General features: G+C 69.2%; 20 protein-coding genes. 14 read left to right on the plus strand and 6 right to left on the minus strand.

Going from position 1 to position 26,023, the window contains the following annotated elements; translation table 11 throughout:
* Nucleotides 1–16 precede the first annotated feature (16 nt).
* The gene (locus POL67_RS30245) at nucleotides 17–631 is read right to left on the minus strand and encodes a methylthioribulose 1-phosphate dehydratase (protein ID WP_271923392.1); all 615 of its coding nucleotides are present in this window, start codon (nucleotides 629–631) and stop codon (nucleotides 17–19) included.
* 124 nt (nucleotides 632–755) lie between these two features.
* On the opposite strand from POL67_RS30245, the gene POL67_RS30250 reads away from it, so the two are divergent.
* The gene (locus POL67_RS30250; RefSeq protein ID WP_271923394.1) at nucleotides 756–2,585 is read left to right on the plus strand and encodes a glycosyltransferase family 39 protein; all 1,830 of its coding nucleotides are present in this window, start codon (nucleotides 756–758) and stop codon (nucleotides 2,583–2,585) included.
* A gap of 121 nt (nucleotides 2,586–2,706) precedes the next feature.
* Entirely contained in the window at nucleotides 2,707–2,958 is a 252-nt protein-coding gene (locus tag POL67_RS30255) for a hypothetical protein (protein WP_271923397.1), read from the plus strand.
* Here the strand turns inward: POL67_RS30255 and POL67_RS30260 are convergent.
* Nucleotides 2,955–3,590, minus strand: coding sequence for a hypothetical protein (locus POL67_RS30260; RefSeq protein ID WP_271923399.1), 636 nt, complete (start codon nucleotides 3,588–3,590; stop codon nucleotides 2,955–2,957). The two genes, POL67_RS30255 and POL67_RS30260, sit on opposite strands and share 4 nt — an antisense overlap.
* Nucleotides 3,591–3,744: 154 nt before the next feature.
* Here POL67_RS30260 and POL67_RS30265 point away from each other — a divergent pair, with 154 nt between their 5' ends.
* Nucleotides 3,745–6,522: an nSTAND1 domain-containing NTPase gene (locus POL67_RS30265; RefSeq protein ID WP_271923401.1), complete on the plus strand. Its 2,778-nt coding sequence runs from the start codon at nucleotides 3,745–3,747 to the stop codon at nucleotides 6,520–6,522.
* Nucleotides 6,523–6,563: 41 nt separating this feature from the next.
* Nucleotides 6,564–7,886: a tetratricopeptide repeat protein gene (locus POL67_RS30270; protein ID WP_271923403.1), complete on the plus strand. Its 1,323-nt coding sequence runs from the start codon at nucleotides 6,564–6,566 to the stop codon at nucleotides 7,884–7,886.
* On the opposite strand, the gene POL67_RS30275 is transcribed toward POL67_RS30270, so the two are convergent.
* A complete protein-coding gene (locus POL67_RS30275; RefSeq protein WP_271923405.1) occupies nucleotides 7,864–8,541 on the minus strand; it encodes a hypothetical protein in 678 nt (225 codons plus the stop codon). The two genes, POL67_RS30270 and POL67_RS30275, sit on opposite strands and share 23 nt — an antisense overlap.
* A 12-nt stretch (nucleotides 8,542–8,553) precedes the next feature.
* Nucleotides 8,554–9,966 carry a sigma 54-interacting transcriptional regulator gene (locus POL67_RS30280; RefSeq protein ID WP_271923407.1) on the minus strand — a complete coding sequence of 471 codons (1,413 nt, stop codon included), beginning with the start codon at nucleotides 9,964–9,966 and terminating at the stop codon, nucleotides 8,554–8,556.
* Nucleotides 9,967–10,423: 457 nt separating this feature from the next.
* Here POL67_RS30280 and POL67_RS30285 point away from each other — a divergent pair, with 457 nt between their 5' ends.
* The 8 genes from POL67_RS30285 to POL67_RS30320 all read left to right on the plus strand — a co-directional run bounded on the left by POL67_RS30285 (nucleotide 10,424) and on the right by POL67_RS30320 (nucleotide 22,025).
* Nucleotides 10,424–11,701, plus strand: coding sequence for a DUF262 domain-containing protein (locus POL67_RS30285; RefSeq protein WP_271923409.1), 1,278 nt, complete (start codon nucleotides 10,424–10,426; stop codon nucleotides 11,699–11,701).
* A complete protein-coding gene (locus tag POL67_RS30290) occupies nucleotides 11,698–12,792 on the plus strand; it encodes a DUF3696 domain-containing protein (protein ID WP_271923411.1) in 1,095 nt (364 codons plus the stop codon). The genes POL67_RS30285 and POL67_RS30290 overlap by 4 nt, the downstream gene beginning before the upstream one ends.
* A 4-nt stretch (nucleotides 12,793–12,796) precedes the next feature.
* Nucleotides 12,797–13,765, plus strand: a complete 969-nt coding sequence (locus tag POL67_RS30295) for a hypothetical protein (protein WP_271923413.1) — start codon at nucleotides 12,797–12,799, stop codon at nucleotides 13,763–13,765.
* 354 nt (nucleotides 13,766–14,119) lie between these two features.
* Nucleotides 14,120–14,884: a hypothetical protein gene (locus POL67_RS30300; protein WP_271923415.1), complete on the plus strand. Its 765-nt coding sequence runs from the start codon at nucleotides 14,120–14,122 to the stop codon at nucleotides 14,882–14,884.
* 86 nt (nucleotides 14,885–14,970) lie between these two features.
* The gene (locus POL67_RS30305; protein ID WP_271923417.1) at nucleotides 14,971–18,405 is read left to right on the plus strand and encodes a WD40 repeat domain-containing protein; all 3,435 of its coding nucleotides are present in this window, start codon (nucleotides 14,971–14,973) and stop codon (nucleotides 18,403–18,405) included.
* Between the two features lie 355 nt (nucleotides 18,406–18,760).
* Nucleotides 18,761–19,846 (plus strand): tetratricopeptide repeat protein, encoded by a 1,086-nt coding sequence (locus POL67_RS30310; RefSeq protein WP_271923419.1) that lies wholly within the window; start codon nucleotides 18,761–18,763, stop codon nucleotides 19,844–19,846.
* 9 nt (nucleotides 19,847–19,855) lie between these two features.
* Complete coding sequence (locus POL67_RS30315; RefSeq protein WP_271923421.1) at nucleotides 19,856–20,560, plus strand: cellulose binding domain-containing protein; 705 nt, start codon at nucleotides 19,856–19,858, stop codon at nucleotides 20,558–20,560.
* Between the two features lie 10 nt (nucleotides 20,561–20,570).
* Complete coding sequence (locus POL67_RS30320) at nucleotides 20,571–22,025, plus strand: serine/threonine protein kinase (protein WP_271923423.1); 1,455 nt, start codon at nucleotides 20,571–20,573, stop codon at nucleotides 22,023–22,025.
* Nucleotides 22,026–22,052: 27 nt separating this feature from the next.
* Here POL67_RS30320 and POL67_RS30325 read toward each other — a convergent pair whose 3' ends face one another.
* Both POL67_RS30325 and POL67_RS30330 read right to left on the minus strand, forming a co-directional pair.
* Nucleotides 22,053–22,616 carry a M23 family metallopeptidase gene (locus tag POL67_RS30325; RefSeq protein WP_271923425.1) on the minus strand — a complete coding sequence of 188 codons (564 nt, stop codon included), beginning with the start codon at nucleotides 22,614–22,616 and terminating at the stop codon, nucleotides 22,053–22,055.
* Complete coding sequence (locus tag POL67_RS30330; protein ID WP_271923427.1) at nucleotides 22,613–24,079, minus strand: B12-binding domain-containing radical SAM protein; 1,467 nt, start codon at nucleotides 24,077–24,079, stop codon at nucleotides 22,613–22,615. Before POL67_RS30330 ends, POL67_RS30325 begins: the two co-directional genes overlap by 4 nt.
* 154 nt (nucleotides 24,080–24,233) lie before the next feature.
* On the opposite strand from POL67_RS30330, the gene POL67_RS30335 reads away from it, so the two are divergent.
* Nucleotides 24,234–25,277, plus strand: a complete 1,044-nt coding sequence (locus POL67_RS30335; RefSeq protein WP_271923429.1) for a sensor histidine kinase — start codon at nucleotides 24,234–24,236, stop codon at nucleotides 25,275–25,277.
* Nucleotides 25,274–26,020 (plus strand): LytR/AlgR family response regulator transcription factor, encoded by a 747-nt coding sequence (locus POL67_RS30340; protein ID WP_271923431.1) that lies wholly within the window; start codon nucleotides 25,274–25,276, stop codon nucleotides 26,018–26,020. Before POL67_RS30335 ends, POL67_RS30340 begins: the two co-directional genes overlap by 4 nt.
* The last annotated feature ends 3 nt before the right edge of the window (nucleotides 26,021–26,023 follow it).

The following is a 26,023-nucleotide window of genomic DNA, read 5'->3' on the forward strand; positions in this document are numbered from 1 at the left end:
GCAACCGGCGCCTCGTTCAACGGCGGCCGTGCAGCACGCACTCGAGGAGGAACTCGATCGCCTCCACGTGCCGCGCCGCCTCGTTCACATTCTCGCCCCACGTATAGAGGCCGTGCCCTGCGAGGAGGTAGCCGTAGACGCAGTCGTCGCCGCCGAGCTCCGCGTCGACCTGCGCGGCGAGGCGCGGGACGTCCTGATCGTTCGGGAAGATGGGCAGGCGGATCGACGTCTCGTGCGTGCTGATGCCGACAAGGGCCTTGAGCATCTCGAAGCCGGACAGCACGACGTACCCCTCGGCGAGGAGGGCGCGGGACAGGACCGTGGCAGCGACGGAGTGGGTGTGCGCCACGGCGGTGATGCCCGGACGACGCCGGTAAATCTGTGCGTGGAGCGGCGTCTCCGCGGAGGGGCGGCCTTCGGTCAGCGGGTTTCCATCGAGGTCGACAACAAGCAGGTCCTCGGCCCGCAGCGCGCCTTTGTCGAGGCCGCTCTTCGTGACGACGAAGCGGTGCGCGTCGAGGCGAACCGAGAAGTTGCCGCTCGTCGCCTGGGCCCAGCCTCGCGCGTGGCAACGGCTCGCGAGCGAGAGCAAGGTGGCCGCGGCGGTCTCGGGGAGGCGATGTTCCTGCACGCTCGACCCTACCCGGCCGGGGCAACGCGAGCAAGCCCTGGCATGCCCGGCAGGGCGGTCCTCGCTTGACAATCCCGGCCGACTTTGCTGGCCTCGCGGCCCCCACACGGAGATTTCCACAGGAATGGGGCCGCCCCCGATCGGCCGGCCGCTTTTGCCGATGTCCGCATTCGAAGCCCTCCCCAAACGTCGCATCCTGTGGCTCGCCGCGCTGCTCCTCGGGATCCTCCTCGGGACCTCCCTCGTCGGTGTCCACCTGGATTCGCCGACGATGGACGAGCCGGTCCACCTCGTGCGGGGCCTGTCCTACTGGTGGCTCGGGGATACCCGGCTCGGCTACGCGCATCCGCCGCTCGCGGACGCGCTCCTCGCGCTGCCCGCCGCGCTGCTCGGCGCCCGCGTGGATCTGACCTCGTTTCCAGCGTGGGCCGACGCCGACACGGGCAAGCTGGCCGAGCAGTATTTCACGGCGCACTGGGCGGCGGCGCGGGCCGAGCTCGTCCTCGCGCGGCACGTGAACGTGTTTTTTTCGTTCCTGCTCGGGCTTTACGTGTTCCGCTTCGCGCGGCGGCGGGCCGGGGATCACGCGGCCCTCTTCGCGCTCGGGCTCCATTGCCTGCACCCGACCTTGCTCGCGCACGGCCGGCTCGTCACGACGGATCTGCCGATCGCCCTGGCCACGACGATCGCCGTGGGCGAGGCGGCCGAGCATTTCGAGCGGCCGCGCCTCCGCACGGCGATCACCACGACGCTCGCTATCGCGGCAGCATTCTGCATCAAATACAGCGCGGCGTTCCTGGTCCCGCTGCTCCTGTCGCTGGGGTTTTTCTTCGCCTGGCGAGGCGGCGCCGACGGAGACGCGCCCACCCGACGCGGAAGGCTCGGGCGCTTCGCCGCGCACGCCGGCGCCGTCACGCTCGCCACGGTCCTCGCCGTCAATGCGGCGTACGGGTTTCAGCGGACCGGCTGGACGGTCGAGCGGATCCTCGCGGAGCCCGAGCCACAGAGCTACATCTCGAAGCGGGAGACGCAGCGACTTTTGGAGGAGCGCTCGCCGATCGCGCGCCTGCCGCGCTGGCTCCCGGTACCGCTGCCGTATACGTACGTCTTTGGCCTGTCGATGGTCTCGGTGCAGAGCCGCGACGGGCATTCGACGTATTTCCTCGGCATGCGCGCGGGCGGCGGCTGGGCGGGATATTTCCCGGTGATGCTCGCGATCAAGACCCCGCTCGCCGTGCTCGTCTTGCTCGGCGTCGGGCTCGCCCGATCGATCCGCCGCCGCGCCGCGCCGGATCGCGTCGCCGGCACGATCCTCGCCGCGTGTGGCCTCTTCCTCGTGATCTCCATCGGCTCGAAGATCAACATCGGCGTCCGGCACGTCCTGCCCGTGATGCCCTTCTTCGTCGTCGGGGCCGGGATCGTCGCCGCGCGGCTATGGGAGGAAGGGCGACGGCGGACGCAGACGCTCCTCGCCCTGCTCGGCGCTGGCACCTTCGCCTCGGCGATCGCCTGGGTTCGCCACCCCGTCGGGTATTTTAATGCCCTGACCCTCGGCCCTGTCTTCGGTCCCGCGGTCAGCGTCGTCGGCGAGGACTGGGGGCAGGACATGGCCGACGTCGCCGCCGCCCTGAAAGCCCGAAACCTCGGGCCCGTGTATTACCACCGGTATGGCTGGATGATGGCGCGCGAGCTCGAAGCGAACGGCATCGAATTCGAACGTTTTCGCTGCGGCGAGCGCCCCGGCCCCGGCGTCGCCGTCGTCCACGCCGTCACCCGCGCCCGCAGCCCCGACTGTCACCCCGAGCTCTTCGCGAAGGCGCCGCTCCTCGTCGTGAACGGACGCCTCTTCGTGTACGCCCTCGACGCGCCCGAGCGCCCCACCGCGCCCGCGCCCCGCCCCCGCATCCGCCTCATCCCCCCGCCGAGCGCCGCCTCCCCCGACGACGAGGACTGATCCGCAAGCGTCCGCACGAGATCGCTTGACAGGTCCATCTCGACCCTGTATCGATATTGAACATCACTTTCATTATCAACGATCGCGACACCCGAGCACGAACCCCCAGGAGGCACGCACCATGTCCTGTCCCGCGAAGGCTTCTCCCTGCGCCCCCGTGACGCTCTCGCGTGGGCCCGTCGCCCGCGTCGACCACTGCCCACAGTGCAACGTGATCTCGATCCACCTCGGCGCGACGTCGATCCGGCTCGAACCCGCGGCCTACGAGGCTCTCTGGGGCACGCTCTCCCACGCGCTGCGTGTGCTGCGTGGTCTCACCGAGGCGCCCGAAGCCACGCCGACGATGTGGACGTCGTCTGGCGGGAGTGCCTAAAAACCAAGGTCGTCCGACATCCGCCGCCCCGTGGCCTTCACCGGCGGCGACGCGGGCGCTGTCGGCGCCGTCGGCTTGCGCTGCGCGGCCCACGGGTCTTCGAGATCCGCGCTCCGGGCCTGCGGCGACGCGGACACAGGTGACGGGACCGGCGGCGAAGCCGGAGCGGGCCCCTCCACCGCTTCGAGCTTCGTCCGCCCATTTTTCACCGTCGCCTTGATCTGCCCCGCGTCGATCATCGCCTGCGCCCGCGCCGCGATCGTCTGCGGCGACTCGGCCACCACGCGCGCGCGCTCCCGCTCGACGACGGCCGCCCGCTCGATCCGCTCGATGTTCTGCGCGACTTCGTCCTGCTTGCGCGAGACCGATTCGGCCCGCGCCGCGGCCTCGCGCCCCACCTCGCCGATGACACCGGCGAGGTAGGAGAGCTGCTGCCCGGCGTACATCTGCCGCCCTTCGATCGCCGCGAGCCGCGCCTCCGTCGCGCGCGCCTCCATCCGGAGCTTCTGCACCTCGGCGAGCGCCATGTCGCCCGCGGTGTTGTCCACACACCCGACGCTGGCAAACGACAATGCCCCCGCGAAGGGCACGACGAGACGAAGGAGAGTCGCAGAGAGGTGCTTCGAGGCCATGGGCTCCGCGATGCTACCCCGCGCCGAGCATGCAAGGAAAGGCCTCGTGCAGGCTCCCTCACGGGCCTTCCCTTTACGCCTCGACGCGGGTCGGGCATCCTCGGGGCCGCCGCGCTCCATGGATGCACCCCGGAGCTCGTCCTCGAAACACCCCTTGGAGACCCTCGACCCGGCCCTCTCGAGCCTGATCACGCGCCCCCCGGAGCAGAGGCGCATCGGCCCGTTCGTCCTCGTCGAGCAGCTCGGCGCGGGGGGCTACGCGCCCGTCTGGCTCGCGCGCGAGACCTACGGCAAGGCGGAGCTGCGCACCGCGGCCGTCAAGCTGTTCTCGCTCGACGTCAACGCGAACGACCGCAGCCGCATCCTCGAAGAAGCCCGCGCGCTTTGCCGCGTCGAGCACCCGAACGTGGTGCGCTTCTACGCGATCGCCGTGGACGAGGCCGCTGGCGTCATGGGCCTCGCGATGGAGCACGTCGCCGGCCGATCGCTCGAGGACCGGCTCGACGCCGAAGGAACACTCTCCGTCGACGAGACGCTGCGCGTCGGCGTGGCCATTGCCTCCGCGCTCGCCGCGGTCCACGGCGCAGGCCTCGTGCACCGCGACGTCAAGCCGAGCAACATCGTCGAGGAGGCCGGCGGCGCATACAAGCTCATCGATTTCGGCATCGCGTCGGCGTCCTCGACTCCATCGACCGTCGAAGACGTGATCCCCGCGGGGCCGGACGACGGCGGCGCCACGCCCCGCGCGCTCGCCGCCACCGCGCGGATCTCGGGCCGCATCACGGGCACGTACGGCTACATCGATCCTGCGGTCTTCGGCGCCGGCGCGTTGCCCTCGGCCGCGAGTGATCTCTACGCGCTCGGGGTCACGCTCCACCGCTGCCTCTCGGGCGCGCTTCCCGCCGAGCGCCTCGGCGGCGACGGCGCGCTCGATCCCGGCGTGCTCACGGGGTACGCGCGGCCGCTGCCCCTCGCCGCGCGCAGCGAGGGTGTGCCCCGCGCGCTCGCTGCGCTCATCGATCACCTGCTCGCGCCGCGCCCCGAGGATCGGCCACCGCGGGCCTCGTGGGTCGCGCACCACTTCGAGCAGATCCGGCGTGATCTCGCGGGCCGCGCGCGCGTCCTGCCCGACGAAGACGAGGGCCCGTTCCGGGGCCTGCGCCGCTTCGAAGCGCGTGATCGCGACGTCTTCTTCGGCCGCACGCCCGAGGTCGCCGCGGCGATCGAGCTCTGCCGCGGCCGCGGCCTCGTCGCGCTCGTCGGCCCCTCGGGCAGCGGCAAATCCAGCCTCGCGCGCGCGGGCCTCCTGCCGGCGCTCGCCGAGGGCGGGATCGTCGGCTGGCCCGAGGTGTGGGACACGGCCATCGCCGAGCCTGGCCGGGATCCACGCTTTGCGATCGCCGCCGCGCTCGGGCCGTTCATCCCCAACGCCGCCACGCTCGCGCCCGGCCCGCTCTGCGAGGCCATGGCCCGCCGCGCGAGCGAGGAAGAGCGGGGCCTCGTGCTCTTCGTCGATCAGCTCGAAGAGCTCGTCACCACCTCCTCGGGCGAGAGCCGCGAGGAAGCAGCGGCCCTGCTCGTGCGGATCGGCGCGCAGCCCTTGCCCGGCGTGCGCGTGATCGTCGCGGCGCGTAGTGATCTCTTGCATCTGCTCCTGGCGATGGGGGATCTCGGCAACACGATGGCGCGTGGCCTCTGCCGCGTGGAGCCCCTCTCGCCAACGTACTGGCGCGAGAGCGTCGAGCGCGCACTCGCGTCGTACGGCTACGCGCTCGAAGACGCGGCGCTCGCCGAGGAGCTCTTCGCGGGGATCGACGCCACGGCGGGCGCGATGCCGCTCGTCGAGTTCGCGCTGACCGAGCTCTGGGGCGCGCGCGACAAGGCGAAGAAGCTGCTCTTGCGGTCGGCGCTCACGGCCGTGGGCGGCGTCGAGGGCGCGCTCGAACGGCACGCCGAGGCGGTCCTCGCGTCGATGGAGCAGGCCGAGGAAGGCTCGATCGACGCCGCGCGCGCCGTGCTCCTCGCGCTCACGACGGCCGAGGGGACGCGCCGCGTGATGAGCGTGGACGAGCTCGCGGCGATCGCGGGGCCGCACACGCGCCGCGTGATCGCCGTGCTCGGCAAGGCGCGGCTCGTGGTGCCGGCCGAAGGGCCCGGGGCTTCGGTCACGCTCGCCCACGAGGCGCTGCTCTCGCGCTGGGGGCGGCTCGCGTCGTGGATCGCCGAGGCGAAGGGCGATCGCATGCTCGCCGAGGAAATCGAGCGCGACGCCACGCGCTTCGCCCGCGACGCCGAAAGCGTGACGCTCTGGCGAGGACGACGCCTCGAGTTCGCGAAGGAGCTCCTCCGGACCAACACCGTCCGTTTGTCGGCGGCGGCCGAGCGGTTCATCCAGACGAGCGCGCGTGTCTCCCGGCGCGGCACGGTGCTCGCGGCGACCGCGGGGGCGATCGTCGCGGCGTCGGTCGTCGTCGGCGGGCTCGGGTACGTGCGGGCCGTGCGCGCGGAGGAGCGCGCGGCCCAGGAGAAGCTCGAACGCGAACAGAAAGAACGCGCCGAGGCCGAGCGAAACGACAAGGAGAAAGCAAACCTCCTGGAGGAGGTCCGCGCGACGGCCGAGCTCAACAAGGACCTCGAAGAGCGCATCCGCAAAACGCTCTCCGGCCCCACGCAGCCCGACCCTGCCGCCGCGGCCTCCGTGTCCCCGACGCCCGGCGCGCCCCAACCCGTGCTCGCGATCGTGGCGCCGGGCGCGCATCCGTTCCCGAAGCCGGGATCCCACGCGGCCGCGGCCCCTACGTCGACCACGGTCCCGGCGAGCACGCCCGAGCCGCCGGAGACGGCCACGCCGACGCCGACGGGCGCCGCGGCCTCGACGACGGCGCCGGCCGGCGTGAAGGGCCCCGTGACGAAACCGGACGACGAGTTCTAGTGAAACGCGCCTCCCGAAACGCCCTCGGAATTGGCCTCGCCGTGCTCACCTCTGCCGCTGCGATCGGCCTCGCGCGCCCGGCGTCCGCCTGCGGCCCCTACCCGCCGGCGCGTGTCCTCTCGCCCGCGGACAAGGCCCAGGCGCAAAAGCTCTTCCAGGAGGGCCGCGCGCTCGAAGGCGAAGGCAAGCTCGAACGCGCGCTCGCCCGCTACCTCGCCTCCCGCGACATCTTCCCCCGCAAATCGAACACGAAAAACGCCGCCGTTTGCCTCGACAAGCTCGGCCGCGCCGCCGAGGCGATCCCCCTCTACGAGGAGGTGCTCGATCGATTCCGCAGCGAGCTCACGCCCGAGGAGCAAAAGGCCCTCATCGACGACGTCCGGCGGCTGCGCGAGCTCGTCGCGACGCTCCACGTCGTCGACGGGCAAGGCGCCCTCTTCGTCGACGGAAAAGACATCGGCGCCCTGCCCCGCCCCTGCCCCCTCTACTTGCCTGCCGGCCGCCACACCGTGCGCGTGAACCGGCGGGCCGTGCTCCTCGATCACGACCTGCCGGCCGGCGAATCCCTCCGCATCGTCGTCGGCACCGAACAGCCGCCCCCCATCCCTGCGCGCTCGGAGGGCTGGTTTGCCCAGGCCTTCGGCGGCCCCGCGCTCGGCAGCTCCATGGATAGCAATGCCGAGCGCGACGCGCAGAACGCTTGCTCGGCCCATTGCCCCTTCGCGCGTGGCTTCCTCACGGGCGCGCGCGGCGGCTACATCACGGCGAACAACGTCTCCGTCGAGCTCTTCACCGGCTTTTTTTCGGTGGAATCGACGTTCGAGCGCACCATCACGCGGGACGTCCCGGTCAGCGACGGGCTCTCGACCGTCACGTACACCCTCTCGCATCGGCTCTCCCTGCGCGGCCCCTTCATGGGACCGGCGGTCGGGTATCGGCTCGACCTCGGGCCGCGGTGGACGGCCGTCTTCCGCGGCTCGCTCGGCCTCGTCGCCGCGCAATCGTCCGATCCGGTGAGCGGCATCGGCCGCGACGATCGGGGCCACACCTCCCCGCTCCTGTTCTCGGGCACGAGCACCGTCCTCCGCTCGGCGCCGACGTTCCTCATGCCGGAGCTCGGCATCGAGGCGAAGCTCGGCGGCGTCCGCGTGGGTTTGTCCCTCGGCTACGTGCTTTTCCTGACCCAGGGAAATGCCTTCAATGGCCGCGCCTTCGACGCGCAGACCCCGTGCCCCCCCTCCGGCGACGACGCCGTCGCCTGCGCGGCGGAGACCACGGCCGACGTGGCTGGGTATGGCCTGCAGACCGCGCACGGCCTCATGCAGCTCTGGATCCCTCAGCTCACCTTCGGCTTCTTGCCCTGAGCGCCGCGGCGACCCCGACGAGCACGAACAGCCACGCCCCTCGGCCCTCCGCCTCCCCGCCGCGCGCCCTGCACGAATACTCCGGCGGCGGCCCGTCCGCGACGAGCGGCGCCCCGCAGAAGCGGTCGTTCTTGCAGACGAGGCTCGCGGGGCAATCGCGGTCCGACGTGCACCGCTCGTAGCACTGCGAGCGGCGACAAACCCCTTCGATGCCGCACGCCGTCCCGTCTCCCTGGCATTGATCGGGGAGCTGCACGCAGAAGCCCTCGCCGCTGCATGCGTACGAATGCCCGTCCGACAGGCGTGGGTTGCACTCGTCGACCCCGGGCACCTGGCTGCACTTGCACTTGCCGCCCAGGCACACCGCGCTCGGGCAATCCGCGTGCTTCTCGCAGTGCGGCGGCGCCGGCAGGCACTCCTTGTCCGGGCAGATGTAGCCGCAGTCGCAGAGCTGCGTCGGGTTGTTCGTGCAGCGCCGGATCTCGCCCTCGCAGAGGCCGCCGCTGCCGCCCGCCCCGCCGGCCGGGGGCGTCTCGGGCCGCAGGGAGGCCCGCTCGTCGAGGCCGCCGGTGCCATCCCCGTAGGCGCCGAGCAGCGCGCCGATGCAGAAGAGCCCGAGGATCACCCGATGGAAGAAACGACGCGGTTCTGCCATCGCGCGCCCCCTCTACCTCTTCCTGGGCCGCGGCAGATCGTACTCTTCGAGCCGGGACACGAGCGTCCGCCGCGAGATCCCCAGCATCTCGGCCGCGCGTGTCTGGTTGTGGGCGCACTTCTCCAGCGCGTCGAGGATCCGCTGCCGCTCGTCGAGCCGCTTCTGCGCCTCGTGCACGTCGACCTCCGAGATCGGCTGCGTCGCCGTCGACACCACGGTGGCCGGCGCCCCGGCCTGCGCGGGCGGCGGCCCCGACGAGCGCGCGATCCGCGGCGGCAGATGCTCCGGCAGCACGGTATCCCCGGCGCAGAGCACCGCGGCCCGCTCCATCGCGTTCTTCAGCTCGCGCACGTTGCCCGGAAATGCGTGCTGTTCGAGCAGCTCCCGCGCCTCCTTCGCGATGGACGGCGTGCCCTTGCGCTCGAGCTTCTTCCACGCGTCTTCGAGAAAAAACGCGGCGAGCTTCCCGAGCTCCGCCTTCCGCTCGCGCAGCGGCGGCACGACGAACGTGATCCCGTTCAGCCGGTAGAAGAGGTCCTGCCGGAACGCCCCGCGCAGGGCCTCGGCCTCCAGATCCCGGTTCGTGGCGGCGATGAACCGCACGTCCACGGGCTTGGGCGCGACCGCGCCGATCCGCAGCACCGCGCGATCTTCGAGCACGCGCAGGAGCTTGACCTGCACCGACGGCGAGAGCTCGCCGATCTCGTCGAGCAGCACGGTCCCCCCATCGGCGGCTTCGAAAAGCCCCTTCTTGTCCTCGGTCGCGCCGGTGAACGAGCCCTTCTTGTGCCCGAACAGCTCGCTCTCCAGCAACGTCTCGCTGAGCGCGGCGCAGTGCACGGCCACGAACGGCTTGGCCCGCCGCGGCGAGGCCTCGTGGATGGCCCGCGCGAGGATCTCCTTCCCCACGCCCGTCTCCCCGAGCAGAAGCACGTTGAACGGGGATCCCGCGGCCCTGCGCGCCTCCTCGTGCAGCGCGCGCATCCCGGGATCCTCCACGATCATGCGCCCCGCGCCGCCCCTCCGCGCCTCCTCGGCCGCCTTCGGCCCTTCCTCGTGCCGCGCGCGCCGGACGACGGCGATGACCGAGCCGAGCACGATACAATCCCCGAGCTCGACATCAAACGTCTCGCCCGGCGCGCGATGCACCCGGCGTGTCTCGACGGCGCTGCCTTTGTCCTCGCTCGTGCGCACGAACGTCCCGTTCGCGCTGCCCTTGTCCTCGATGCGAAGCACGGGCCCGACGTGGAGCACGGCGTGCCGGCGCGAGACGGACGCATCGTCGATGCGCACGTCGTTGCCCTCGCCGCGCCCGATGGTGACGCTGCCCGCAGCCGGCAGAACGGTGGCCGCACCCTCGTCTCCCGCGGCGTACACCACGAGTTCGAGTGCCCCTCGTTGCTCCTCCCGATCCGCCTGACCCATCCTGTCGTGATCTCCGAGGTCGAGGGTACGGGAAAACGAAGGCCGGAGGAAGCGATGCGTCAGGGGGGGTGCGGACGGGCCCGCTCCCGAGTCCAGACCATGCGCCCTCGCGTGTCGCATGTCCTCTTCGGAGAAGCGATTCATCCGAAGCCACCGGGCTTGACAATGGGGTTGTGCCGTTTCGGTCGGACGGCGCGCGGCGAATCTCCCGCTCCGCAGCCCGTCGGGCACCTCGATGCTCCCCTCGTTCCGCTGTCTTGTCCATGTTTGGACGTTCCCGACTGAGGTCCTGCGCAGGATGGCACCGACGAGGCGGGTTGAAGAGGTCCCCACGCAAGCGCCGCGGGCGTGGGTGAAGGCTCTGGCCTCCATCGAAGAAAGCATGGTAGGAAACCAACCCCGCGATGGAGGTATCCCTCGATCGTGTTGATGATTCCTCCCAGCACCGAGGCGCTGCATGGCTCGCGTGAATCCCCCCGAAGAAGACAAGATCATTGAAGAGCACGAGGAGAACCAGGCGACCGGCGTCGAGGCGGAGGACGAGGGCGCAGGTTCCGCGAAACCCTACGATCCCACCAAGATCCGGGTCGATCCCAAGACGTTCTCGCTGCGCCAGATCTGCGACATGATCGACGATGGGGATCTCGACCTCGCGCCGGACTTCCAGCGAAATAAGGTCTGGAAGGCCCGGGAGAAGAGCCGTCTCATTGAATCAATTCTTTTGCGCATCCCTCTACCCGCCTTTTACTTCTCGGCGGACGGGGATGGTCGCTTGCGCGTCGTCGACGGCCTTCAGCGGCTCTCCACCGTCTACGATTTCGTGCGGGGTGGGGAGGATAAGAAGGGCGCGTTTGCCCTCAAGGATCTCGAGTACCTCGAAGAGGGCGTCGTCGATGCTCGTTTCGACGACCTGGACGCCAACTGGAAGCGCCGCATCCAGCAGACACAGATCAACGTCAACGTCATCGATCCGCAGACCCCGAGCCAGGTCAAATTCGACATCTTCAAGCGTCTCAACACGGGCGGCACACCCCTCAAAGCCCAGGAGATCCGCCACTGCATGAGCCAGCCGCGCTCGCGCGATTTCTTGAAGGCGTGTACGGGTGGCTATCGTTACCTGCGCGATAACGGCATGCTCCCGTTCGAAGAGTACAAGGCGTTGGGTGGTGTGCTCCCCAAGAAGGTCTACGAGAAAGCCAACGACGCCTCCGTGGCCTTCGGCGAGGCTACGGATTGGGCATTATCGAATCACCTTCGGATGGCGGATCGTGAGGCCATCCTGCGCTTCTGCGCTTTCCGCCTCATCCGGGACGACCTGGACCAGTACGGCGAAAGCAACTCGATGGACGATTTTCTTACCGGAACAACCGAACGGCTCGACGATAAAAATCAAATCACCGACAAGGATCTCCTCGAACTCGCCGTCGATCTCGAGCACGCCATGAGGGTCGCACAGAAACTCTTTGGCGACCGTGCCTTTCGAAAGTGGCGCCTCAGCGAAGAGGGCAAGAACCCCATCAACCGTCCTCTCTTCGAGAGCTGGGCTGTCGTCCTCGCCGACTCCACCTGGGAGGAGCTCGAGCCGCGGCAAGCGTCGATCGTGAAGGCCGCTCGAAAGAAAATGACCGGCGACGCTAGATACATCGACGCCATCAGCGCCGCCACCGGTGACCCTGCGAAGGTCAAGCTAAGGTTCGAGGCCGCACGGAAGATCGTCAAAGAGGCGAAGCCGTGATCTCGCACCTGCGAATCCAGCACTTCAAGTGCTTCCAGGACGAGAGCATCGAACTCCGCCCCCTGACCGTGATCGCAGGTGCAAATGGAGTCGGCAAGAGCTCGCTGCTTCAAAGCCTCCTGCTCGCCCAGCAGGCCCTCGAAACACCAGCCGATCACGTCCGGCTGAACGGCCCTTTTTTCCTCAACCTGGGTACGACGTTCGATGTCCTCTGCCAGACGAGCGAAGCGCGGACCAGCGTCGACATCGAGCTTTCGCTCGACGATGGCAGCACGCACGTCTTCCAGCTCGAGGAGCGCAAGAATGAGCCCTTCGTCCTGCACATCACGAAGCGCCCCTCCAGTCTTACCCCCATGGACCTCACGTACCTCGACGCCGAGCGCATGGGGCCGCGGGACACGCTGGAGATGGACCCTACGGCAAGCAACGTGCGCAACGTCGGCGTGCGTGGCGAGTTCACCGCTCAGGTCCTCGCCGAGCTCGATCTGACGCGCGTCCGCGAAGAGCTACGCCACCCCCGCACGGCCGGGGTAGGTGTCCAGCTCGGCAAGCAGGTCGAGCTATGGCTGAGCGACATCACGCCGGGGATCGAGCTCCGGGCGACCACCTTTCCGGGCACGAACATCAGCGCCATCCGCCTCAAGCGCGGCGGGCTCATGACCGAGTGGCTCCGCCCGCCGAACATCGGATTCGGCGTGAGCTACGCCCTCCCGGTCATCGTCAGTGGCCTGCTCGCCCGACCGGGCGCGCTTTTCCTCGTCGAGAATCCAGAGGCCCATTTGCACCCTGCGGGTCAATCTCGCATGGGCCGGTTCCTCGGCATGCTCGCAGCGGCGGGCGTCCAGGTGTTGGTCGAGACGCATAGCGATCACGTCCTGAATGGCATCCTTCTCGCGACCGTCGACACCAGCCACCCCCTGCGCCACGATCAGGTTCTGATCCAGTACTTCCACGGATACGACGGGAAGAGGCAGCGCGCCGAGGCGATCACGGTGAACGCCCGCGGCGGGCTCTCGGTATGGCCGGCAGGTTTTTTCGACCAAAGCGAGAAAGACATGGCCGCCATTCTGGAGGCGCGTCGCCGTGGCTGAGACGTTGCCCCGCTTCTTCGTCGAGGAGGCGAGCTTCCGACTCGACGCCCCTCCACCCGTCGACACCCTGGAGGAACGACTCCAGGACTTCATCGCGCTCATCGAGGCGTGCCGCAACAAGGGAGAGCCGATCGTCCTCCCGAAGGATCTTTACGAGATCGAGATCGCTCCCGGGTTACCGCTTTACGATTTTCTTTTTCGCCCCTCGACCGAGCTGAAGGTCGAGCATCTCCTCCTACGGGCTCTCCAGGTCGCGCTCAATCGGTGTGTGGAATGGACTCCACCGACAGGTATCGCTCCGATCGAGGTCACGACCGTCGACCTCGTTCATGCGCTCCTCGACAAGGGACACGGCGCCGCATGTCTCTGTCTCGGGCTGCGTTCGGATCCATTGGGCCTCTCGAAGGTGCGAGCAGGCGACGACGCGCCAACGATGCATTTCCTCACCACCCGCGAGATGCTTCCCGGTTTCTACCGCTCGCTCTTCGAACTGGAAGACCTGGACAAGGACGCCTACATGGCCAACGCTGCCCACGCCTTCCCCGACATCGCATTCGCCCCCGGTTTGAGCGCGCAATTCTCACGCTTCACCACCAGCTATCGCGACGTGCGCCCCGAGGTGACGCAGCACCTCGCTGTGCTCAACGACCATTTCCAGGCGATCTACCAGCAGGCGGACCACCAGCCCGACAAAACGCAGAAGCTCCTGAACAGCAGCCATCACGTCGACGCCAGCCGGGAAAGCGATCTGACTCGCCACAACAGAAAGGCCATGCGCGAGCGTGACGTGAGCGTGGACCATGTCCTCGTGGCCGGGAGCAAGGTCCCCGTTGGCATCGGTCGTCCGGTGCGCTGCGAATGGCATACGAAGATCAAACCGACGACCGACCGCATTCACTTTCATCCCGGCGATAAGGACGTGGCCGGAGGGCGGCTTTTCGTCGGCATTTTTCATGCCCACCTGCAGACATGAGCAGGAACGGTCGCCCACGCCCGCTCTTCACCACCGCCACCACCGCCCCTTCCCTCCCCCCCCTCGCCTTTCGTAAACCATCTCTGCTTTCCCTCCCCGCCATTCGCTCCCCATCAGAACCCCTTCTCACCTCCCCTTCCCTCGACCGTCCTCGTTTGTAAACCATCTTTCATCCCTGCCTCCCTCCTGCGTCCCATCTTGTAAACCATCTTTCATCCTCCTTCCCTCCACCGTCCCTCTCCTCAAATCCTGTTCTGAACGTGCCTTCCCTCACCCGAACCCCTTGTGCCCCCGACGAGGCACCATGTACAGTCCCCCACACTTCATCGCTCAAATTTCACCGGAGCCCCCTTCATGGCCGACCCTGATCTCCAAAAAGCCTACGAAAAGCACCTGCATGCGGCGAAGGCCCTCCCCGCCTCCGAGGTCCTCCCCTATCGCCTCGACCCGGATCTCGCCCTCGTGAACATCACGACCGGCATCAAGGTCGTCCGCGATCACCAGGCCTTGATCCCCGCCCACTTGCCCCATATCGACCTCGCCTCCCTGCTCGCCCTCCCCGAGCTCGCCCTGGCCACGAAGTACGCCGCCCTCGCGGCCGAACAAGAGGCGCCGAGCGAATCGCTCGTCCAGGCGAAGCTTTCCCTTGCGCGCGACCTGCGCGGAAAACTCCTGTCCGTCGCCAAGGGCCTCGCCGAGAATGGGATCGTCCCCCAGGCCGAGGTCGACGCCATCGCCGCCGGGCGCGGCCTGCGCGATCGTGCCGAGGATTGCGTTTCCCTCGCCTCCCTCTTCCGCAAACACGCCGCGGCCATCAGCGGCAAACAGCCCATCACCGACGCGCAAATCAACGAGACCGCCGAGGTCGGCTCCTGGCTCGTCGCGAACCTGCGGCCGGCGGACGCCCCGCCCAAACCCTCGACGGGCCCGACCGAGGCCGTGGAGCTCCGGAACCGGTTCGCGACCTTGCTCGTACGCGCCCACGCGCGCCTTCAGGTTGTCGCCCATTATTTCCACGAGGAGGATTGGGAAGAACACGCGCCCGCCCTCGGCTCCAGGCGGGTCAAGCGGCAAAGCGGCGATACGAAAGAGAACACGGCCACGCCGCAGGCAGGTTGACGCGACGCGTAGGCGGCAGGACGGCGGCCGCGGCTTCCTCATTCGGAAATGGATGGTACACGCAAAAACGTGTACATCCATAACCGATGTCCCTCGACGTACGCGACAAGACCGTGGTCCTCACCGGCACCTTCTCGAAGTTGAAGCGCGCCGAGGCAGAGAAGAAGCTCGCGGCGCTCGGCGCCAAGATCGGCGGCAGCGTCGGCAAATCCACGCACATTCTCTTCGCGGGCGAGAAGGCCGGCAGCAAAATCGACGCGGCCGGTCGCCTCGGGATCACCGTCCTCGGCGAGGACGAGCTGATGGCGCTCCTCGCCGGGACAAGCAAAAAACCGGCAAAGGCACGCGCAGCGTCGTCGGCGTTCGCGGCGCTCGATCCGAAGGCGCCCGGGCCCTCGCTCGCCGCCGCGATCGAGGCGCTGCCGTGGGACGATTTCGAGGCCGACCGCGACCTGCCGGCGCTGCGCGAGGTCTTGTACGCCCACGAGGCCGCGCACGGGATCACGGCGGCCCACCGGGCCGCGACGGCGCGCATCCGGCCGCAGGCGACGCTGGGGCACGCGCACGGGCACGATGTCGAGGTCAGCGAGTGCGAGCTCTCGCCCGACGGGCGTTTCCTCGCCACCGGCTCGTGGGTCGGCGACGATTACGATCACGGCGGCGTCTTGCAGATCTGGGACGTGCGCGCCGGGCGCTGCGTGAACATGTTGCGCGTGCGCGGCGGTGTCGGTTGGCCCGACTACGGCGGATGTCTTCAATGGCGACCCGACGGCAAGCGCGTCGGCCTCGCGTTCGACACGAATGGCGTCGGCAGCTTCGACCCGTTCGGCAAGTCCGGCGAGCCCGATTCGTGCGCCTACGTGACCGACGGATGGAACCGGCCGCCGTCGTGGGGGTGGTCGTCGAACAACCGTGATGTGTACATCGCCTGCTGGGGCCCGAATCTGGCGCTCGGGGCGATCGTGCCGCTGGTCGGCCGGCGGCCGCAGCCGCGCTGGTGCGAATCGATCGGCCGCGCGGCCCCGAACGATCCGAACTCCGAGCCGCGACTTCAGCCGATGAGCGGCCTCGATTGGTCGCACCCCGATCGCATCGTCGGCTACAGCGGGCGGTCGCAGCTTTTTGCGCTCGACGCGAAGACCGGGAAGATCTTGTGGGAGCAAAAGGCGCACCCGCCCGTCTCGTTCTCGCCCGACGGCAGCGAATTCGCGATGCACCCGGCTGGCATCGTCTATTACGACGCGCGCACGGGATTGCCGAACGGGAAGGTGCCGATGCACGTGGGCGCCGCGTCGCTGATCTATTCACGCGACGGCGCGCGGCTCGCGGCGCTCGTGCAACCGGAGAACGAATGGGGCGCGGCGCCGGGGATCTTCCTTTACGATCGCGGCACGTATCGCTACAGCCCCGATCTGCCGGCGCCCGGGACCGATGAGACGTATGGCTTTTCGTGGCGCCCCGACGGCCGCGCGGCGGCGATCTCGGCGGCGGGGCGCCTGCAGGTGTGGGAGCTCGGCGAGACGCCGGTGCGCGTGCTCGATATCGCCGAGCCGAGCGGCGGGGTGTCCTACGGGGACGGCGTGCTCGTCAGCCTCACGACGAAAGGGCTGGCCTTCTTGCAGGAGCGCGACGGGGCGGAGATCGGTCGGTTCCGCCCGGCGGTCGAGGCCAGCGGCGAGAGCCCGCTTTCACTTGACGGCGACGATTTCGGTTCGACCTGGGATTGGAACCCGGCCTTCCCGCTCGACGGCGAGCGGGTGGCCGCGGCGCTCCCCGAAGGCGTGGTGATCGGGCCGCTCGACGCAAGCGCCACCGTGGCCGAGGTCGACGCCAAGATCACGTGGATCGTCAATCGCAAATGGGCGTGGCCGTGGCGCTGGGGCGAGGCGAAGGTGTGGCCGGACGCGGCGGCGGCGGCGGCCGATCCCGCGGCGCCGGCGTCGTTCAAGCGCAAGTTCGGCAAGAAGGGCAAGGTGCCCGCGCGGACGCCGAAGGCGAAATGGCCGATGGAAGGGGGCTCCCTCGACGACATCGCGGCGCTGGTCGAGGAGGCCGTCAAGAAGTTCGAAAACCCCCATTTCGAATCTGAATATCGGCGAACCTTGGCCGAGCGGACGATGGCGCTCGGCCTGTTCGACCGCGCCGCGGCGGCGCTCGACGGCACGGGCGGCTGGTCGGCCTGGAAAAACCCGTGGCACGCGGCCTGCGCCCGCGCCGAGGCCGTGGTGGCCGCGCTCGCGTGGCGCAAGGGCCCGCCGCTGACCGACGCGCAGACGGCCGCGTTGCGCCGCTGGCTCGGCGAGGCCGAGAAGCTCTTGACGAAAAAGGAGGCCAAGCAGCAGAACCCATTGCCGGCGCGGGCGATGATGGGCGCGGGCTGGGTGCTGCTCGGCGAGACGGCCCGCGGCGAGAAGCTCCTTTCGTTGGCCATCGCCACGGTCGATCCCGAGGACAACCCGGGCGAGAATCGCCGCGTGGTCGCCGAAGCGCTCTGCGCGGTCGGACGGATCCGCGAGGCCATCGACATGATCGCCGGCTGCGAAGAAAAACCGTCGTGGACCGAGACGAGGCCCGCCTTCTCGGCCATCTGCCCGCGCGCGTCGGCGGAGGAGCTATCGCACCTCGTTTCGCGAATGAAAGCGCGCGACGCGCACAACGAATTCGAGCTGCTCGACCGCGGGCTCTCGCGGCTCCTCGCGCTGAAGGCGTGGGACGCGGCGGTCGCGTGGATCGACGAATTCGACGGGCTCTCGACCACCCGGGCGAGCCTCCGTCTCGTCACGGAAATGGTTGCCGCCGGCGAGGCGGCGCGCGCCGAAGCGGCGATCGCCAAGCAGCTCGTGCCGAAATACGCGAGCTGCGCGGAGTTCTTGCTGGGGCTCGCGCGCGTGGCGCCGGAGCGGGCCGGCAAGCACCTCCCGACGATCGCCAAGGCGGCGCCGAAGCTACGCGAGCAATGGAACCGCGACTTTTTGCGTCACCTCGCCGCCGCCGCGACGACGCTCGGGCGGCTCGACGTGGCGACGAAGCTCGAAAAGGTCGCGCCCACGGAGCCCGAGATGCACGAGGTGCGTGTGGGCGTGCTCAGCGCGCTCGACCCGACGCATCCGGAATGGAAAGACTGGTTCACGCGCGCCCGCGAGGTCATGCCCAAGGACCACAAGCTGGTCCAGCGCATGGCGGCGCTGGCCTTCCGCGGTGGGCTCGCGGACGTCAGTACCGCGCTTTTGGACCAGGCGATCGAGGCGGCCCGCGGCGCGTCCTATCCGGACATCACGCTCCAAGAGACCGTTTCGGTGATGGCCGAGGCCGGCGACCTCGCCGGCGCGCATCGCGCGTTCATCGCGATCAGCAAGGGCATGCGCTCGTATCGGAACGGGCCGCTGCTGACCGCCGCCGCGACGCGTGGGTTGTGGGCGGCGGTGGTCGATGTCTTGCGGCAGATGCCCCCGGACATCAATGGCGGGCCCAAGCGCGGGCTCTCGATCTTGCTGGCGGCGACCGATCGCGACGGGTTCTAGCCGGAGCCCCGTTGCGCAAAACCTTCGGCGTCGCGCGGGCGCCGACGACCCCGGCGTGGCTGCTCTTCGCCCCCCACCCCGCTCCCGCCTCCGCGCTTGCTCCCGCCTCCGCGCGTGATGCCCGCCTACAGTAAAAAATGTTTGTTTACCATCAATGCCGTCGCGATGGGCGAACCTTTCATGTAGCGTGGCCTCGGCGATGGGGTTTTGCGGGGAGACAGGCGGGACGCTGCGCGTGATCGCAGCATCCGGGGGGACCTACCACCGAGCGCCTCTGGCTTCGAGCGGCCGCGGGCGCGCTTCTCGCCCTCCCGTGCACGTACCGCCGCAGCTTCCACGCACGAGGGAGAGGCCAATGAGCTGCACCCGCAATCGCGTGATCCCGTGTTTCGTGGTCGCCCTGTTCCTCTGCACGGCGACGCCCGCGATCGCCCGGGGGGAGGGAGACGCCGCGACGGGGGGCCAAACCCAAAGCACTCCATCCGCGCAGGATCTTTACACTTCAGCGCAAAAGCTCTTCGATCAAGGCAACTTCGCCGAGGCGCTCATTGGGTTTCGCCACGCCTACAATGCTTCAGGCAGCCCGAACGCGCGCATCATGATAGGCACCTGCCTCGTCGCGCTCGGGAGGACGGTCGAGGCCTACGAGGAAATGTCCGCGACGCTGCACGAGGCCACGAAGCGCGCGGAGACCGAGCCGAAATACGTGCGGACCCGCGACGCCGCCGCGAAGCACGTCGCGCTCCTCGAGTCGAAGGTGGGAAAACTCGTCGTCGAGCTCGTGAATCCCGCGGGCGTCGACGTGACGGTCAATGGCACACGTTTACCGCCGGACAAACGGGGCGTTCCCGTCGCGGTGGACCCGGGGACGGTCGTCGTGACGGCGACCCATACGGACGGACGCGTCGAGCGGCGGGAGCAGGCGGTCCAGGCGGGCGAGAGCGCGCAGGTGACGGTGGTGTTCCCGGAGCCGCCGCCCAAGAAGGTCGAGCCGAAGGGCCCGGTGCGCGTGGAGGTCCCGAAGCCGGCCGGCGACGAGGTCCGGAAGGGCGGCGCCGTGCGGACGGCGGGAATCGCGCTCGCGGGCGTGGGTGTCGCGGGGCTCGTGGTCTTCGGCGTGACGGGGCTCATGGCCCGGAGCCGGTTCGCGACGCTCGAAGACGAGTGCCACGCCGCGCGCTGTACCGAGCTGAAATATGCCGACGTCGTCGACAGCGGGATGGCGCTGACCACGGCCGCCAATGTCAGCCTCGCCCTGGGCGCAGCAGGGCTCGTCGGCGGGGGGCTCATGTTCTGGCTCGGCGGGCCGTCGGCCGGTCGCGGAGCTGCGCCCTCGGAGCCTTCACGCACGAGCTTCGGTTCGCCCGAAGGCCCCGCCGTGGGCGCGGGTTTCACGATGTCCCCGGGGCGCGCGGGCTTTCACTGCACGGTAGCTTTTTAGGAGGGGGAAATGGGTTCGATTCGTAGGCGTGGTCCCGCGTCGTCTCCCCTGCTCGCCGTCGCCGCCGTCGCCGCGGTCTTCGTCAGCGCGTGTAGCTTCGATTGGGAGGGCTACGATCCTCGGCTCGCCCCCAGCGGCGGGACCGGGGCCACGGGTCCCGGAACGGGCGGCGCCGGAGGAGATGCCGGCGCGGGCGGCGCGGGCCTCGGCGGCATGGGCGGCGGTGGCATGGGCGGCGGCATGGGCGGCGGCGGCCCGCCTCCGGGCGGCCTTCGGTTGCAATACAAGACGGCCAACGCGAAGGCCGAGGACATCCAGGTCCAGCCGCACTTCAAGATCGTGAACGACACGCAGGACACCGTGCCGCTGAGCGACCTCACGATCCGCTACTGGTTCACGAGGGACGGCGGGGCGAACTTCATCTACGATTGCGACTTCGCCCCGTTCAACTGCATTCACACTTCGGGGACGTTCGGCGTGGCGACCGGCGTGAAAGCCGACACGTACCTCACGATATCGTTCACGCCCGACGCCGGCGTGCTCGTCGCCGGTGACAACAGCGGGGAGATCCAGGCGCGCCTGCACACGCAGAACTTCACGACCGTGAACCAGACGAACGATTATTCGTTCGATCCGATGAAGGTCGACTTCGCCGAGTGGTCGAAGGTCACGCTCTATTCGAAGGGTGTGCTCGTTTGGGGAAACGAGCCTTGAGGGGAGCACGATGGATCTGCGCGGAGGGCGGTACGAGATCCTGCACTTGATCGCATCGGGCGGAATGGCGACCGTGTACCTCGGGCGCGCCCGCGGCATGGGCGGCTTCGAACGGCTCGTGGCGGTCAAGACGATGCACGCGCACCTCGCCGACGAGCCCGAGTTCGTCGCGATGTTCCTCGACGAGGCGCGCCTCGCCGCGCAGATCCGCCACCCGAACGTGGTCGGCACGATCGACGTCCAGCAGGACGATCGAGGCGTGTTCATCGTGATGGAGTACATCGAGGGAGCTTCCTTGCAGCAGCTCCTGCGCGCCCTCCAGAAGCAAGGGAACACGCTGCCGCTCGAGATCGCGCTCCGCGTGTTTCTGGACATGCTCGCCGGGCTGCACGCCGCGCACGAGCTGACGGACGCGCAGGGCAAACCCCTCCACCTCGTGCATCGCGACGTATCGCCGCAGAATGTCCTCCTCGGCGTGGACGGCGTCGCGAGGATCACGGATTTCGGTGTGGCGCGGGCCGAGGCGCGTATCTCGACGACCCACGGCTCGCAGCTCAAGGGCAAAATCGGATACATGTCGCCCGAGCAAGCGGGGCGATTGCCGGTCGATCGGCGGACGGACGTCTACGCGGCCGCCGTCTTGTTGTGGGAGCTCATGGCGCTGCAGCGGCTCATCCGCGGCGACAGCGAGGCCGAGATGCTCGCGAAGGTCGTGGCGAGCGAGACGCCCTCCCCGCGCTCCGTGAACCCCGACGTACCGGAGGCGCTCGACGCGGTGTGCATGCGCGCGCTCGAGAAAAACCCGGACGATCGATATTCCACGGCGGCCGATTTCGCCGAAGCCCTGGACGAAGCCGCCCGCAGCATGGGAATGAAAATCGCCACGCCGCGCGCCGTGGCCTCGTTCGTCCGGGCCCATGGGATCCAGACCCCGCCGGTCGATCTGCGCGCGAAGAGCAACACGGAAGGCCAGGCCGCGCAGGTCGCGACGCGCATCGAGAATCCCCTCTCCGGGCGAGCGCCGGCCGCGAGCTCCCCCGACAGGAAGTCCTCGGAGAGCGCGTCGGCCGTGATCGTGCCGCCGGACGAGAGCCGTGGCAGGCGCATGCGGACGGCGCCGCTCGTGATGGCGAGCGTCGCGGCCGTCGCACTCGCCGGCGGCGCTTTCTGGATACTTCGTGCGCCGAGGACAAACGAAGGCGCGCCCGTGGTGTTGTCGCAGCCGGTGCCGTCCGTGGATCCCCCGACGATCGCGCCGACGCCGAGCATAGCCATCACACCGGCGCCCCCGCCGAGCGCCTCCGCGGCGCCCGCGCCTCCCGCGGCGGAGTCCGCGCGGGCGGCGCCCTCTTCGTCGAACACGGGAAAGGCCGCAACGACGACGAAGCGTGATCCGAGCGCGCCCCCGACGGCGACCGCGAAGTCTTCGGGCGGGGGCCCGATCTATCGCCCGCAGGAGCTTTAGCTGTTCATGGGCTGAAAGGCGCGCGCCTCACCGCGGCTCCGCAATCGTCGCGAGCGCGGCGAAGATACGCTCGGCCGGTGCCGCGCGCCGCGGTCGCATCAAGAGCAGAGGATCGATGGGCGCGAAGAGCGTCGCGGCGGGGCGCGCCTCGAAGTGCAAGTGAGGGACACCATTCGCGTTCCCGCTGTCCCCCACGTAGCCGAGGAGTGTTCCTTTGGAGACGACCTGCCCGACATGAAGCCCTGGGGCGTACCCATTGAGGTGCGCATAAAAGAAAAGCAGTGCCCCACGACCGGCCACGAAGACGACGTTCCCGCCGCGCGGCTGCTTTTCGATCTCCACCACCACCCCCCACGCGGCGCTGCGCACCGGCGTGCCACGGGGCGCGAGGATGTCGATGCCTTGATGGCGCGAACGCCGGCCGTCGCGCGGCGCGCCAAAGGAGGGTGGAATGCGCGCGGGCGACACGCCATCGACCGGCGGGTGAAGAGGAGCGCCGTCGAAGGCATAAGCCGCCCATGACAAGACGTGGCCGAGCACGAAGCTCAGGAGCGCGATCTTTCTTCGTCGGGAGGGCGGCTGGCGCTTCACCGAAGGCCTGCCGCGCTGGCAATGGGTGCCGCGGAGGGCGCTTCTTCACGTCCCGCGGCGCTCTTCTTTTCAGCGCGCCGCACGCCGAGTTGCGACAGCCGTAACGGCGCCTCCCTCGGATCGGGGTGCACGATCCGCCCCTCTCCGTCGATGGGCGGCGATGCCGGCTCATTGCCCATGAGCTGTTTCAGTCCGTAAAATCCGTTCATCGCCGCCGACAGCATCATCCCGCCGCGGCTCAATTGCCGGGCTCCACGCGCGAGCCGATCCATCACCAGCGCCGGCGAGAAGGCGCGGTTCCAGAGCCGCCGGTGCGCCGTGAGCAGCTCGTCGGGGCGCATTTTCGCGGGTCGGAAGGCCACGCCGTAGCCGGTGTAATGGCCCCAGTCGCGCTCCGTGAGGATCCGGCCTTCGCGCAGGTACTCGTCGTAAAGCGGTGTGCCGCGGAAGGGGGTGAGCACGCTCAGGAAGGGCACGTCCACGCCCACGGCGTTGAGGCGATCGGCGGTCGCGACGATCGCCTCCGGCGTTTGATCGTCGAAGCCCGAGATGAAGCCGGCCATCACGCAGATCCCCCGGTCGTGGAGGCGCTCGATCGCGTCGCGGTATTCGCGCACCCGATTCTGGCGTTTGTCGACGCTGCGGAGATCCGCCTCGTCGAGGCTCTCGATGCCGAGGAAGATGCCGATGCATCCGGATCGCTCCATGAGGTCGAGCAGCTCGCGATCCTTGACGATGTCGATCGACGCCTGCGTCAGCCACCACCGATCGAGGCCCACCATCGCGCGGAGCAGCTCCTTGGCCCAGCGCCGCTGGACGAGGAGATTGTCGTCCCAGAACCAGGCGACCTTGTCCTGCCAGAAACGAGGGAACCGCGTGGTCGCGATGTCGCGCACGACGTCGTCCACCGGACGCACGCGGAAGCCCGGGTTCAAATCGGGCACGGTGCAGAAGCTGCACGTGAAGGGACAGCCCCGCGTGGCCTGGAGGACGCGCGGGACGAGGAAGCGGTCTTCGAGCAGATCGTACCGGGGCGTCGGCAATCCAGCGAGCGATGCCGGCTCCCCGCGGTACACGCGGCGCGGTGTTCCCCGCTCGAGATCACGCAAAAGCTCGGGCCACACCGACTCGGCCTCGCCGGTGACGACCACGTCGACATGTTCGAGGGCCTCTTCGGTCCAGTACGAGACGTGCGGGCCGCCGGCGACCACACGCACGCCGAGCGCACGGTAACGATCGGCGAGCTGATACGCGCGGCGGGCGAATCCCGAGAAAAACGAGAGGGCGACGACATCCGGCGTCGTATCGACGGGGACGGGGCGCACTTGCTCGTGAATGACCTCCACCTCGTGCTCGGACGGCGTGATCGCCGCGAGGTGGATCCCCGTCACGGGCGGGACGAAGTGCCATTGATGACCGTGACGGTAGCGGGGCACGTAATCGACGACGATCCTCACCTTCATCGTGGGTCTCCTGGGAACACGACGATAGCCGCGGCAGCCGGGCGAGCCGCGCAAAGGTGCGTGAACGGTCGACCGTGGGGCGCGAGCGGTCGCGGAGCCGTGCCGAGCGGTCGCACGTTCCGCCGTGTCGTGAGATCAGCTATCACCTTCGCCAATGACGGCGAACGTGGCCTCCGGATCCGAGCAGCCTTCCGAGCCCCTCGCGCTCGCGACCCTCCGCGCCCTCGCCGCGCCGCGCCGCCTCGTCCCGATCCTCGTGGTGTTCGTCTCGCTCCTCATCGCGCAGGCGCGCTCCGGCGGCTCGGCCTCGCTCGCGGTCGGCGTCGCGCTCTGCGCCTCGTTCACGCTGCTCGCGCCGGTCTCGTGGCGCGTGATCGCCGCCGATCGCCCCACGCTGCTGCGCATCCTCGCTTATGCGGCGCTCGGCGTGATCGTGGTCTTCGGCATCGGCGGCGTGATCCCTCGCTGGCTCCGCCTACCGCCGAGCTTGCTCACCGCCCCGTGGAACCTGCTCAGCTCGCTCGCGCTCTACTGGGTCGGCGGCTGGGGGCTCGGTCGGGACATCGATCTCGAAGCGCGGCTCGTCGCCCAGCGGGAGCGCGCCGAGAAGCTCGCACGCGAGGCGGAGCGCGCGCAGCTCCTCGCCCTGCGCGCGCACCTCGATCCCCATTTCCTTTTCAACACGCTGAACGCCATCGCCGAGTGGTGCCGCGTCGATGGCGCGGTCGCCGAGCAGGCCGTGCTGCGCCTGGCGTCGATGCTGCGCGCGGTCCTCGCCGGCGTGCGCGCCGAATGGTGGCCGCTCGAGCAGGAGCTCGCGCTCGTGCATACACTCTTCGAACTCTTCAGCCTGCGCGATCCGTCGCGATTCACCGTGGTCACGGAGATCGATCCGGACGCCTCGCCCTGGCCGGTGCCGCCGCTCGTGCTCCTGCCGCTCGCGGAAAACGCGATGAAACACGGCCCCGGCGCGGGGCACAAGGGAGAGGTGCGCCTCGCGATCCAATGCACGAAAGGCGCGCTCCGCATCACACTCTCGAATCCAGGCCCCTACACGGGCCCGAGGTCCGGCAGCGACGGGCTGCCCACCGTGGAGCGAAGGCTCGCGCTCGCCTACGACGGGCGCGCGCGCCTCTCGATACGCGGCGAAGGCGACCACACGCGGGTCGACCTCGAGCTGCCGGAGGTGAGCTCGTGACGACGTTGCGGGTGCTCGTCGCGGACGATGAAAAGCTCGCGCGGGCGCGCCTCTTTCGGCTGCTCGGCGCGATCGAGGGCGTGGCCGTCGCGGGCGAGTGTGATCGCGGCGACGCCGTGCGCGCGGCCCTCGGGCGGGGCGGCATCGATGTGATCCTGCTCGACATCGAGATGCCCGGCCTCAGCGGGCTCGAAGCGCTCCGCTTGTTGCCCGAGCCGCGGCCCTACGTGATTTTCTGCACCGCGCACGCCGAGTACGCCGTCAGCGCATTCGAACTGGGCGCGGTCGATTACCTGCTCAAACCCGTGGAGGCCGGGCGCCTGCAGATCGCCATCGAGCGCGCTCGCCGCGTCGTCCACGCTGCAAAAACAGACGCCCCTCGTCCCGCCGCGCGGCGGCTCGCGATCGAGACCCGCGAGGGCGTGTTGCTCCTCGATCCCGCCGAAATCGCCTTCGCCGAGCTCGACGGCGCGCTCGTCACGATCGCGGTCGGCGGGCGACGCGTGCTCACCGTTCTTTCGCTGGCCGCGCTGGAGGAACGCCTGCCCGCGGACACCTTCGTCCGCGTCCACCGCCGCGCGCTTTTGAACCTCGAACACGTGAGCCTGCTCGAACCCACGCCCTCGGGCGGCTACCTCGCGCGCATGAAGGACGGCCAAGCGGTCGAGGTCTCTCGCCAGGCGGCGAGGGAGCTTCGCCGCGCGCTCGGGATCACGCGCGGGGCGGGCGGCGACGAGGATTGATCC

It is taken from the genome of Polyangium mundeleinium (assembly GCF_028369105.1).
In the GTDB taxonomy this organism is placed as follows: domain Bacteria; phylum Myxococcota_A; class Polyangia; order Polyangiales; family Polyangiaceae; genus Polyangium; species Polyangium mundeleinium.

Bases quoted from the DNA above. Each gene is read 5' to 3' on its own strand.
- POL67_RS30250 (WP_271923394.1), top strand. From the start codon at position 756: ATGGGGCCGCCCCCGATCGGCCGGCCGCTTTTGCCGATGTCCGCATTC.
- POL67_RS30255 (WP_271923397.1), top strand. From the start codon at position 2,707: ATGTCCTGTCCCGCGAAGGCTTCTCCCTGCGCCCCCGTGACGCTCTCG.
- POL67_RS30260 (WP_271923399.1), bottom strand. From the start codon at position 3,590: ATGGCCTCGAAGCACCTCTCTGCGACTCTCCTTCGTCTCGTCGTGCCC.
- POL67_RS30275 (WP_271923405.1), bottom strand. From the start codon at position 8,541: ATGGCAGAACCGCGTCGTTTCTTCCATCGGGTGATCCTCGGGCTCTTC.
- POL67_RS30280 (WP_271923407.1), bottom strand. From the start codon at position 9,966: ATGGGTCAGGCGGATCGGGAGGAGCAACGAGGGGCACTCGAACTCGTG.
- POL67_RS30285 (WP_271923409.1), top strand. From the start codon at position 10,424: ATGGCTCGCGTGAATCCCCCCGAAGAAGACAAGATCATTGAAGAGCAC.
- POL67_RS30300 (WP_271923415.1), top strand. From the start codon at position 14,120: ATGGCCGACCCTGATCTCCAAAAAGCCTACGAAAAGCACCTGCATGCG.
- POL67_RS30305 (WP_271923417.1), top strand. From the start codon at position 14,971: ATGTCCCTCGACGTACGCGACAAGACCGTGGTCCTCACCGGCACCTTC.
- POL67_RS30310 (WP_271923419.1), top strand. From the start codon at position 18,761: ATGAGCTGCACCCGCAATCGCGTGATCCCGTGTTTCGTGGTCGCCCTG.
- POL67_RS30315 (WP_271923421.1), top strand. From the start codon at position 19,856: ATGGGTTCGATTCGTAGGCGTGGTCCCGCGTCGTCTCCCCTGCTCGCC.
- POL67_RS30320 (WP_271923423.1), top strand. From the start codon at position 20,571: ATGGATCTGCGCGGAGGGCGGTACGAGATCCTGCACTTGATCGCATCG.
- POL67_RS30330 (WP_271923427.1), bottom strand. From the start codon at position 24,079: ATGAAGGTGAGGATCGTCGTCGATTACGTGCCCCGCTACCGTCACGGT.
- POL67_RS30335 (WP_271923429.1), top strand. From the start codon at position 24,234: ATGACGGCGAACGTGGCCTCCGGATCCGAGCAGCCTTCCGAGCCCCTC.